9 protein-coding genes and 1 tRNA gene are annotated in these 11,316 nt (G+C 41.7%); all 10 read left to right on the forward strand.

Going from position 1 to position 11,316, the window contains the following annotated elements; translation table 11 throughout:
* A partial coding sequence (locus ABUA47_RS19660; RefSeq protein WP_349831927.1) for a hypothetical protein occupies nt 1–205 on the forward strand: 205 nt, incomplete at its 5' end.
* Between the two features lie 561 nt (nt 206–766).
* On the forward strand, nt 767–2,536 hold the full coding sequence (gene sppA / locus ABUA47_RS19665) for a signal peptide peptidase SppA (protein WP_009037012.1): 1,770 nt from the start codon (nt 767–769) through the stop codon (nt 2,534–2,536).
* On the forward strand, nt 2,537–3,667 hold the full coding sequence (lpxK, locus tag ABUA47_RS19670) for a tetraacyldisaccharide 4'-kinase (protein WP_009037013.1): 1,131 nt from the start codon (nt 2,537–2,539) through the stop codon (nt 3,665–3,667).
* Nucleotides 3,606–4,415, forward strand: coding sequence for a purine-nucleoside phosphorylase (locus ABUA47_RS19675; RefSeq protein WP_035450333.1), 810 nt, complete (start codon nt 3,606–3,608; stop codon nt 4,413–4,415). The genes lpxK and ABUA47_RS19675 overlap by 62 nt, the downstream gene beginning before the upstream one ends.
* A 6-nt stretch (nt 4,416–4,421) precedes the next feature.
* Complete coding sequence (gene thiL / locus ABUA47_RS19680; RefSeq protein ID WP_005828671.1) at nt 4,422–5,471, forward strand: thiamine-phosphate kinase; 1,050 nt, start codon at nt 4,422–4,424, stop codon at nt 5,469–5,471.
* A gap of 143 nt (nt 5,472–5,614) precedes the next feature.
* Nucleotides 5,615–5,687 (forward strand) — tRNA-Phe (locus tag ABUA47_RS19685).
* 132 nt (nt 5,688–5,819) lie between these two features.
* The gene (locus ABUA47_RS19690) at nt 5,820–7,019 is read left to right on the forward strand and encodes a site-specific integrase (RefSeq protein ID WP_349824553.1); all 1,200 of its coding nucleotides are present in this window, start codon (nt 5,820–5,822) and stop codon (nt 7,017–7,019) included.
* Between the two features lie 76 nt (nt 7,020–7,095).
* Nucleotides 7,096–8,097, forward strand: a complete 1,002-nt coding sequence (locus tag ABUA47_RS19695; protein WP_347774841.1) for a hypothetical protein — start codon at nt 7,096–7,098, stop codon at nt 8,095–8,097.
* A 228-nt stretch (nt 8,098–8,325) separates the two neighbouring features.
* A complete protein-coding gene (locus ABUA47_RS19700) occupies nt 8,326–8,808 on the forward strand; it encodes a hypothetical protein (protein ID WP_347774843.1) in 483 nt (160 codons plus the stop codon).
* 65 nt (nt 8,809–8,873) lie between these two features.
* Entirely contained in the window at nt 8,874–10,682 is a 1,809-nt protein-coding gene (locus ABUA47_RS19705) for a DEAD/DEAH box helicase family protein (protein WP_347774845.1), read from the forward strand.
* Nucleotides 10,683–11,316 lie beyond the last annotated feature (634 nt).

An 11,316-nucleotide genomic window follows, 5' to 3' on the forward strand; every position in this document is an offset into this window, starting at 1 on the left:
TTTTCTTTTCCAAGGCCGAAGTTCCGAAAGAAACCTATGGCAAAGAAGAGAAAAATGGAAGCTTACCGCTCCGTTTTACTGTCAGAATGTCAAAACATCGCCGCCTTCGTTCCCGAAAGCGGATGCAAAAGTAGGGCTTTTACGGACATCTGCAAAATATATACAAGCTTTTTTTGAGGGTTTACGTGAACTTTTTCATAACTAGCTGATTGATAGATATGTTTTAAAGCATATTTTTTAAAGGGAAAGAAAGGCAGGAAGGAAAGGGACACATTATATATATACGCGCGCGCATCGGAATATACTAAGTTCACCCCTTGACATAGACCACTGAACGGCCGGCACCACGCTTGAGGAGCCCAAAGAGAACTGACAATAAACCTGCGAAAGGCTACATCCGGAAAGCCCGGATACTAAACGAGAACTACTGAACAACTTTTCTCACTACAGATATGTTTCTTTCTTACCACACCCGCGTTTCTTTCTTTCCACAGCTGTGGTAAGAAAAGAACATTGCTGTGGAAAGATTAGTTTTTAGAGAAACAGACTCAGAAAGTAAAGAGATAGCAATTATATCTGGCATTTTAGAAACTAACTATCCATAAAGAACGAAATGAAATACTTCAAAGATAAAAGAAAAGAGAATGAAATCTCCCATAATACTGTGACAAACCGAAAAACTCAGCGACAGATAGGGTAAATATCAACCTAATTATTTATCTTTGTTAGCTTTTAAAAGTTAGCATACTAAAAACAATAAAGTGCAATGAAAGATTTTCTGAAATTTACGTTTGCCACCATTACCGGCATCATCGTATCAGTCGTTGTTTTAGTTTTCAGCAGTATTCTGGTGGTTTTCAGCATGGTATCATCTTCGGAGTCAGAAACGCAAGTACGCAAAAACTCCATTATGATGCTGGATTTGAATGGTGCACTGGCTGAACGCAGCCAAGACAATCCGTTCGATGCCCTTATGGGAGACAATTATAAGACTTATGGCCTGGATGATATCCTCTCTTCTATCAAAAAAGCAAAAGAGAATGACGACATTAAAGGTATCTATATAGAAGCGACTTCGCTGGGTGCAGGATTTGCTTCACGCGAAGAAATACGCAATGCATTGAAGGATTTCAAGGAATCGGGAAAATTCATCGTGGCTTATGGTGACAGCTATTCCCAAGGTCTTTATTATCTGTCAAGTGTAGCCGACAAGGTGTTGCTGAACCCGCAAGGTATGGTCGAGTGGAGGGGCTTGGCCGCTACCCCCATGTTCTTCAAGGATTTGCTGGCCAAAATCGGAGTAGAAATGCAGATATTCAAAGTAGGTACCTACAAATCGGCTGTAGAGCCTTTCATCTCTACCGAAATGAGCCCTGCCAACCGTGAACAAATCGACGCTTACCTGACCTCCATCTGGGGACAAGTGACCAATGATGTTGCAGAATCACGCAAAATATCTGTAGACTCACTGAACGCCATTGCCGACCGCATGTTGATGTTCTATCCCGCAGAAGAAAGTGTGCAATGCGGACTGGTCGATACATTAATATATAAGAATGATGTGCGCAACTACCTGAAAGCGATGGTAGGCATCGACAAAGACGACCGCATGCCCGTACTTGGTTTGCAGGACATGATTAACGTAAAGAAGAATGTTCCCAAAGACAAAAGTGGAAATGTGATTGCCGTATACTATGCCTATGGAGAAATTGACGGTGGTTCATCTTCTGCCTCCAGCGAAGAAGGCATCGACTCTAAAAAGGTGATTAAAGACCTGCGCAAGCTGAAAGATGACGAAGATGTAAAAGCTGTAGTATTACGCGTAAACTCACCGGGCGGAAGCGCCTATGGTTCAGAACAGATATGGTATGCCGTCAGCGAATTGAAGAAAGAGAAACCAGTCATTGTTTCCATGGGTGACTATGCAGCTTCAGGAGGTTACTACATTTCTTGTAATGCAGACACCATCGTGGCCGAGCCTACCACACTGACGGGTTCTATCGGCATCTTCGGCATGTTCCCCAACGCAAAGGGGCTGACTGATAAAATCGGGGTAAATTTTGATGTAGTGAAAACCAATAAATACGCAGACTTCGGCATGCTGACACGCCCGATGAATGACGGGGAAAAAGGGCTGATGCAAATGTATGTGAACAACGGATATGACCTCTTCCTCACCCGCTGCTCCGATGGCCGAGGCATCAGCAAGGAAGACCTGGATAAAATTGCCCAAGGCCGTGTATGGACCGGAAGCAAGGCCAAGGAACTAGGACTAGTCGACGAATTGGGTGGTTTGGACAAAGCTTTGGACATTGCCATTGCAAAGGCCGGAGTAGATGCCTATACCGTGATGAGCTATCCGAAAAAGGAAAGTTTCTTTGAAAGTCTGATGAACACCAATCCGGGTAACTACATCAAAGCACGTATGCTGAAAGGCACAATGGGCGAGATATACCAGCAGTTCAGCGTCCTGGAGAATTTTGACAAATGTGACCGTATACAAGCACGTGTCCCCTTTGAACTGAATATTCAATAAATGGAGGAAAACTTTATCAAGATATATCATTGGCTATATCCCCTATCATGGCTTTATGGGATAGGGGTATGCTTGCGAAATAAACTCTTTGACTGGGGCTGGCTCCGGTCAAAGAGTTTTGACGTTCCAGTAATATGCGTGGGCAATCTTGCTGTGGGCGGAACTGGCAAGACGCCACATACCGAATATCTGATAAAGCTATTACAAAAAAACGGAGTAAATGTAGCCACCCTCAGTCGGGGTTACAAGCGTAAAAGCCGAGGCTATGTATTGGCCGATGACAAGAGCAATGTACGCCAAATAGGTGACGAGCCGTATCAAATTAAAAATAAATTCCCCAATGCACGGGTAGCGGTAGACGAAAACCGTTGCCACGGCATTGAGCAACTGCTGAAACTGGAAAATCCCACTGTAGAAGCCATCATCCTGGACGATGCCTTCCAACATCGCCATGTAAAAGCTGGGCTGAACATTCTACTAACTGATTTTCACCGGTTACTGTGCGATGATGCCTTGCTCCCTGCCGGAAGACTCCGCGAACCTTCAAGCGGTAAAAACCGGGCACAGATGGTCATCGTTACCAAATGTCCGGATGATATCAAGCCGATAGACTTCAACATCATAGCTAAACGGCTCCACCTCTATCCATACCAACAACTGTATTTCTCCAGATTCCGCTATGGAATGTTGACACCGCTATTTCCCGAGAAAACGAACAGCCGGAAAGTGCTCTCCTCCCTCACCGGAGACGAGCAAGTACTGCTGGTGACAGGCATCGCCTCCCCCGCCCCCTTACAGAAAGAAGTGGAATCTTACACGCCACACGTCAAATTGCTGGCATTTGATGACCATCATGACTTTACTCCCAAGGATTTATTGCAAATAAAGGAACAATTCCAGCACCTGGAAGAGTGGAAAAGACTGATAATCACCACGGAGAAAGATGCGGCAAGGTTGAAACTCCATCCCGCACTGGACGAAACACTAAAGCCGTACATCTACGTGCTGCCGATAGAAATAGAAATCTTACAAAATCAACAATATATATTTAACCAAAACATTATTGGCTATGTTAGAGCGCATTCAAGAAACAGCAGCCTTTCTGAAGGGAAAGATGCACACCCAGCCTGAGACAGCAATCATCCTCGGTACCGGACTCGGCAGTCTTGCCGGTGAAATCACTGAAAAGTATGAGATAAGGTACGAAGAAATCCCCAATTTCCCCATCTCTACCGTAGAGGGACACAGCGGAAAACTTATCTTCGGCAAACTGGGCCATAAAGACATCATGGCGATGCAGGGACGTTTCCATTTTTACGAGGGCTATTCCATGAAGGAAGTAACCTTCCCGGTACGTGTAATGCGCGAACTGGGTATCAAGACCTTATTCGTTTCCAATGCCAGTGGCGGCACAAATCCGGACTTTGCGATCGGTGACCTGATGATTATCACCGACCATATAAACTACTTCCCCGAACATCCATTGCGTGGCAAAAACATACCTTACGGTCCTCGCTTCCCGGATATGAGCGAAGCTTATGACAAAGAGCTGATTCGTAAGGCCGACGCCATTGCGGCAGAAAAGGGCATCAAGGTTCAGCACGGTGTCTATATCGGTACGCAAGGTCCCACATTCGAAACACCTGCGGAATACAAGATGTTCCATATTCTGGGTGCCGATGCAGTGGGCATGTCCACCGTGCCGGAAGTCATCGTGGCAAATCATTGCGGAATCAAAGTGTTCGGCGTATCTGTCATTACAGACTTGGGGGTAGAAGGTAAAATCGTAGAAGTCTCTCACGAAGAAGTGCAGAAAGCTGCGGACGAGGCGCAACCGAGAATGACAGAGATTATGCGTGAATTGATTAATAGAGCATAAGAAAGCATGAGAACAGAAATAGCTACCCTCGGTGAATTCGGCCTCATCCGACACCTCACCGAAGGCATTGAACTAAAGAACGAGTCGAGCCGATATGGTGTCGGAGATGATGCCGCCGTCCTCTCCTACCCGGCCGAAAAGGAAGTGCTCGTTACTACCGACTTGCTGATGGAAGGCGTCCATTTCGACCTTGTGTATGTACCGCTCAAGCATTTGGGGTATAAATCGGCCGTAGTCAATTTCTCTGATATCTATGCCATGAACGGCACACCGAAGCAGATTACCGTTTCCTTGGGCATATCCAAGCGTTTCAGTATAGAAGACATGGAGGAACTCTATGCCGGCATCCGTTTGGCTTGCGAAGAATATGATGTTGACATCGTGGGAGGAGACACCTCCGCTTCCTATACTGGGCTTACCATCAGCATCACCTGCATAGGCGAGGGTGAGAAAGGAAAAGTGGTCTACCGCAATGGTGCCCGCGAAACCGACCTGATTTGCGTCAGCGGCGACTTGGGTGCCGCCTACATGGGACTACAGCTTTTGGAACGCGAAAAGGCGGTGCTCAAAGGAGGTGACAAAGACTTGCAACCGGACTTCTCGGGGAAGGAGTATCTTCTGGAACGTCAACTGAAGCCCGAAGCACGCCGTGACATCATTCAGAAACTGGCAGAAGAAGGTATACAACCCACCTCCATGATGGATATATCGGACGGACTTTCTTCGGAATTACTGCATATCTGTACCCAAAGCAAAGTGGGTTGCCGAGTTTACGAAGAACATATTCCTATCGACTATCAGACGGCTGTAATGGCAGAAGAATTCAATATGAACCTGAGCACTTGTGCACTGAACGGAGGCGAGGATTATGAGTTATTGTTCACCGTCCCCATTGCCGACCATGAAAAGGTTGCCGAAATGGAAGGCGTCAAGCTGATTGGCCATATCACCAAACCGGAATTAGGCTGCGCCCTAATTACCCGTGACGGTCAAGAGTTTGAACTCAAAGCACAAGGATGGAATCCTTTGAAGGAAGAAGAAGCGGAAAAAGCATAACTATAAAACTTTTTCAGTATTTTTTCTCAAATCATAAACGCTGATAATTAGCCATATAGCCAATTATCAGCGTTTTTTATTATGAAAGCTATTGCATAGTCCAAAAGTTTCACTACCTTTGCAACCGCAAAAGAGATAAACATGGTGCCATAGCTCAGTTGGTAGAGCAAAGGACTGAAAATCCTTGTGTCCCCGGTTCGATTCCTGGTGGCACCACTTTAAAAGATTGATTATCAAGCAGTTACTAATAAGGTAGCTGCTTTTTTCTTTATATACTACCTTGTTTTTCCACGGATTTAGCCACTTTTCGCTATCAGAGTTAAACCAAGAGTTAAACCGGAAATCAATATGGCTACAACGGTTAATGTACTGTGTTACAAGTCAAAAACTCTTAGTAATGGTGAATATCCGCTTATGATTCGTATCTGCAAGGATGGCAAAAAGAAGTATGTCAGTCTTGGTGTGTCTGTAAGAGCAGAACACTGGAACTTTGAAAAGAATGTCCCAAAATCGAATTGCCCTGACAGAGAGCATATTAACATACTCATAGCTAACAAGAAAAAAGAGTACGAAACGGAAATAGTTAAACTAAAATCAGAAGATAAACTGTTTACCGCCAATACATTAAGCGAACAAATTTCCAATTCAGTTAAACCGAAAACGGTAGAAGAAGCATTTAATGAGTATCTCCGACTTCTTCAAGAAGAAAACAGACGTGGATATATGCTTTCTGTTAAACAAGTGTACAATTCACTCATCAAGTACAATAAACATCTGAATATTCATTTCACAGATATAGATGTTGCTTGGCTAAAGAAATACGAGACATGGCTTAGAAACAGCGGACTTGCGGAGAATACCATCGGCATACGATTCAGAACATTGCGCACCATCTATAATTATGCCATACAAGAAGATATGGTAAAAGCGGAACACTACCCTTTCAAGAAATACAAAGTATCTAAGTTGAATCAAGAAACAGCCAAAAGAGCGTTAAGCAAAGAGGACATAAACAGAGTGTTGCAATATCAGACAGACAACAGATTTATGCGCCTACCCATAGACTTGTTTGCTTTCACCTATTACATGGGTGGCATTAACTTTGTGGATATAGCCAATCTCACACAGAAGAACATCATAGACAACAGACTTGTCTATAAAAGAAGCAAAACGGGTAAGCTCATCAAATTACCGTTAGTTCCACAAGCGGTTGAACTTATTAAGAAGTATCACAGCAAGAACAACCCTTATCTCTTCCCGATATTTTCTAACAGACATACAACGGAACAAGAGAAAGCCAACAGACTGCATAAAGTTATCACCAAAGTAAATAAACGCTTAAAACAGATTGGCGAAGAATTGGGCATACCTATTCCAATCACCACATACGTTGCAAGACATAGCCAAGCTACCATTATGAAGAAAGCAGGTATATCAACCGCTATCATAGGGCAGATTATGGGACACAGTTCGGAACGAGTAACACAAGTTTATTTAGATAGTTTCGACAATGAGCAGATAAACAATGCAATGAAGAACCTGCTATAACGAAAAAGAAGTCTGTAATCCGCTAAAGATTGCAGACTTTTCTTTTATTTTGCAGTATAACTAATATGAATACACTATGTATCAGATAGAAGAATTGCCCGATTTAAAAGTGGCTTGGCATGAAAGCTACAAATGCCTTGCTGAACCACTATTAGAATATGTGTGGGAAGTAGCCAATCACTTCCTGCCCGATTATGCAGAAACAGATATGGGAATGATACCTGTAGAATCTTCCGCACCTGCCATATTCGCCAACAGATATGCGGAAAGAAACTTGTCCGTTGAAGAAAGGTACGAGAGAACACAAGAAATGAAAACTTTCAAAGGAACTTTGGAAGAATACAAGAAACGAGAATACAGAAAGCTGGATGATTCTTTCAAAGAGAAGTTTCTAACCAACGAAGATTTACAGAATACCATTGAAACGTATAAGTTGGACGTTAGTAAGTTTTGGTATCTACTTCTTTTCGTATATGATTTTATAGAGGATATTGGTACAAATGCACCTGCATTAAATAAGTCCGTATTGGAGGACTTTAGCTATTTTCATGCCAATCTATTGGAAGCTACCAGTATCACCTTAAAGAAGAACAACAAGAAAAGCTATATTGTTGAAAGGGAAGACACAATCAGAATAATTCAAGCAGCTTTACAACATTTTGCCAATACATATAGCGATATTATACATAGCGAACAAGATAGAGAAGCCATGATTAAACAATTAAAAGACATAGGTTTGGAGGGCTTTATCAGAAACGACTTATCGTCAAAAATCAGCTTTACGGACAAGTTCAGTCTTGACATATCTTATAAGAAGTGGAAGTTTACAGATATGTTTCTGTTCTTCATTGAGAGAAGAAAGGCTACTACCATACCCAACAAAAAGGTAAAGGTATCTAAAGACAAGATGATGCTTATTTCAAGACTTATCTATACCGTAGGCTATGATGGCAAGAGGTATAATGAAGAATACGATTCAGAGGGCAACAAGAACAGAATGTTATCCAATCTCCTTAGAAGATACAAGAACGAGAAATTTCCGTCTGTCATAGCTAATAACTACATGGTAGTTTCTTAAACAACATACATAAAACCATAGTAGAAATGCGTACTGAAAGGGCTGTCCTTTTTGGTACGCACTTTTTTTGCGTACTGGAATGGGCACGTTTTCTACACACATGGGCATTCGGCAAATTCCTTTGTTACCCCTAAATTCCTATCTAATTTTGCAATGTCAATCAGAGACAATAAGGCGCCAAAGTCTATGATTGAATTAACTGATTTATCAATTTAAAAATTTAAGAAAATGGAAAAATTTAATTATGGCATTGGAACAGATAATTCTGTTAAAGTTTACGACAATCAAGGCGCATACAACACCTTGCAGGAAATGATGAAGCGTAAGGAACAACTGATAGTGAAGTTCTACGGTAGCAAAGACAATACACGTTGTGCATGGATAGAATCCGCTCACGTGGCAGGATTCAAATACCAACTGAAAAGCGCATCCTATCAAGGCTTGTTGAACTACTTGTTCTATAGTGACGTGACAGACTTCGATACAAACCCGAAAGAAGCGGACACGTTGGATGAGAACGAGGACTTCCAGCTTGAAATACTGAAAGCAATGATTGACGCTGGCAAGACAATACAATATGTCCCGTTGTTTAGAGAGCATCCCGAATCTATCAGTGCGATTCTTCCTTGCTTCAAGGGAAAGATAATGTTCAGAATCAAGCGGACAGATGAGACATTGGACTATTTACGTGAGCATAAACAGATTATCTAAACAACCAAAAGTAAAGGGGGGGGGGAGTTTCCCCCTTTTTTATTAACTATTTAAGTATAAGAAAAATGAAGAACAAAGAGATAACAGTCAGCAAGGAAGCAAACGGAAAAATCCAATACTTGACAGAGATACTGCCCGAAATCCCCACCAACACCATATTATATAAGAAACTTACGGGACTTGGTGCTACTTATGGAGAACTGAAAGCACACCGCAATTCAATCATCATAGAGCCGAACAAACCCGTTATCAGCGGAAAGTGTAAAGACCCGAAGCATGGGAAAGACAATCTTTTCGGTGTTTTTGATGGTGTCTATGCGGATGACATAGTGGCATATATGGAAAGGAGCATCAAACAGAGTAAACATTTCAAGATACTCACCACTCCCGAAAGTTTCCACAAGGTGCAGGAAGCATTTGAAGAAATGGATATGGATATACGCTATAACAGCTTTCTATTGTTTGATGAATGCCATAAGATAGTCAAAGATTCAGGTTTTCGTCCCGATATAACATTGCCTATGGACTTATTTTTTGAATGTGAACAGAAAGCCTTGGTATCTGCCACTCCCATCGAGTTTACAGACCCACGTTTTGAAGAACAGAAATTTCAGACCATTACCATCAAGCCTACATTCGACTATGTAAAAGGCATGAATCTCCATGCTACCAATAATCTGTTGCAGGCAGCAAAAGAAGTGTTTGCAGGTCTGAAAGGTAATTGTTTCGTATTCTGTAATTCTACAGATACCATCTATTCACTGATGCAGCAACTTGACTTATTGGACGAATCCGCAGTATTCTGTTCTGAAAAGAGTGTGGAAAAGCTGAAAGGCTTGAAGTTTGAGAATGTTTCCGATATATGGGACAAGGACATAATGAGGCGTTATAACTGGCTCACTTCACGTTTTTATAATGCGGTGGATATTGAACTTGAAGAGAAGCCGACCATCTTATTACTGACAGACTGTTATTTTGCGGACTATACCGCATTTGACCCGAATACGGACACGATTCAATGTGTGGGAAGATTCAGAAACGGTGTGTCCTCTATCCACCATATCAGCAACACCAACCGCAATTTCATGGTAAGAAGCAAGGAAGAACTTAAAGGACGTATTTCGTGTTGGAAAGACGTGTACGATATATTACAGAATCATTATGACTATGCGACCACCGTTTCCGCAAAAGACGCATACGGTACAGTACTTACCAGTCTGCCCTATGCGGAGATGCTGGACGAGAAAGGAAGAACCAAATACTTCAAGATAGACAACTACATCAATACGGAACTGGTGAAAGGATATTATAATTGTCCCGATAATCTGCATGAAGCATACAAGAACTGCGATGCTTTTACCATAAATAATTATAGCATTTTGGATTATAAACTCGGTGACTATGAGAGACTGCAACGTAGCAACAAGTCAAATTCCATCAAAGAGAAACGTAAGATAATGGTACAACAGCTTGAATTGCTTGGTGAATGCCAAACGGAAATGGAATACCAATTCAAAAGGGACTTGGAACAAGCGGACAGTTTTATAGTGGAAGCATACAACAAGATAGGCAAGCAAGAAATTGAACGGTTGAAATATAACCGCAAGAAAATAAAGGAAGCAATGATTATTGCAGACTACCATGCCAAAGTTACGGGAACAGAAGTCTCACAGATGATATACAACTCTTTTGAAACGGGCAAATGGTATTCCCGAAAATTCATAAAGGAAGAAATCGGCAGGATTTTTAAGCTGTTTGGCATTGTCCCAAAGAAAGCGGTAACATCACATACCATTCTTGATTTTTTTCATGCGGTGGAAAGCAAGCGGAAAAATATAAAAGGTTATCAACTGACCATGCGGAAAGGCATATAGGCGAGTACCTTTTTTATGAAGAAATTCCTATATATACCCTGCTTTAAAAAAGTACCTGCACCTGCATATACAGAAAGTCATCTTACGTTTATACAAGATTATAGGACAGATGCAAACCGTGTCTTTCCTATAATCACTAAAAATGGTTGGTTTTCTCTATAACTAATGATTGCACCGATTCTACTTGGAGCTTTTTAATACAATAAATAAGATAGCATATCTGAAAAAACAGAAATCCAACCTCACAAAAACAGCATCCTCAAAATCCGGTTCTGATTCTCAAAAAGGAGGTGTTCATTTTAGGGGGTGCGGAGTGTTCATCTTAGGTGGGTCGCATATAAATACCTAAATATAAATACCTACCTACCCGATTTTTCAAATCGGGACAGATTGGTTAATTCTCAAAATCTCATATTTAATTGCCTATGATTATCTATTTGCCTACAAAACAGACGTTCACGAATCAGAAAGAAGCGAAAAGCTACTTCGGAAACCACCATTACAGAAGACTGGTAAAGAAAGGAGATATTTATTTTACTAACTATAAACATACGGTTGCTAATGACCTCATACAGAAAAATAACATCTAATATCGCAGGAAAACTTAATTTGCTGGAAACGTACCTATTCTATT

It is taken from the genome of Bacteroides sp. RTP31139st1_H2_RTP31139_211217 (assembly GCF_040227615.1).
Taxonomy (GTDB): domain Bacteria; phylum Bacteroidota; class Bacteroidia; order Bacteroidales; family Bacteroidaceae; genus Bacteroides; species Bacteroides uniformis.

What these genes read in the sequence shown, in the direction of transcription:
- sppA (WP_009037012.1), top strand. Translation starts at nt 767, where the DNA reads ATGAAAGATTTTCTGAAATTTACGTTTGCCACCATTACCGGCATCATC.
- lpxK (WP_009037013.1), top strand. Translation starts at nt 2,537, where the DNA reads ATGGAGGAAAACTTTATCAAGATATATCATTGGCTATATCCCCTATCA.
- ABUA47_RS19675 (WP_035450333.1), top strand. Translation starts at nt 3,606, where the DNA reads ATGTTAGAGCGCATTCAAGAAACAGCAGCCTTTCTGAAGGGAAAGATG.
- thiL (WP_005828671.1), top strand. Translation starts at nt 4,422, where the DNA reads ATGAGAACAGAAATAGCTACCCTCGGTGAATTCGGCCTCATCCGACAC.
- ABUA47_RS19690 (WP_349824553.1), top strand. Translation starts at nt 5,820, where the DNA reads ATGGCTACAACGGTTAATGTACTGTGTTACAAGTCAAAAACTCTTAGT.
- ABUA47_RS19695 (WP_347774841.1), top strand. Translation starts at nt 7,096, where the DNA reads ATGTATCAGATAGAAGAATTGCCCGATTTAAAAGTGGCTTGGCATGAA.
- ABUA47_RS19700 (WP_347774843.1), top strand. Translation starts at nt 8,326, where the DNA reads ATGGAAAAATTTAATTATGGCATTGGAACAGATAATTCTGTTAAAGTT.
- ABUA47_RS19705 (WP_347774845.1), top strand. Translation starts at nt 8,874, where the DNA reads ATGAAGAACAAAGAGATAACAGTCAGCAAGGAAGCAAACGGAAAAATC.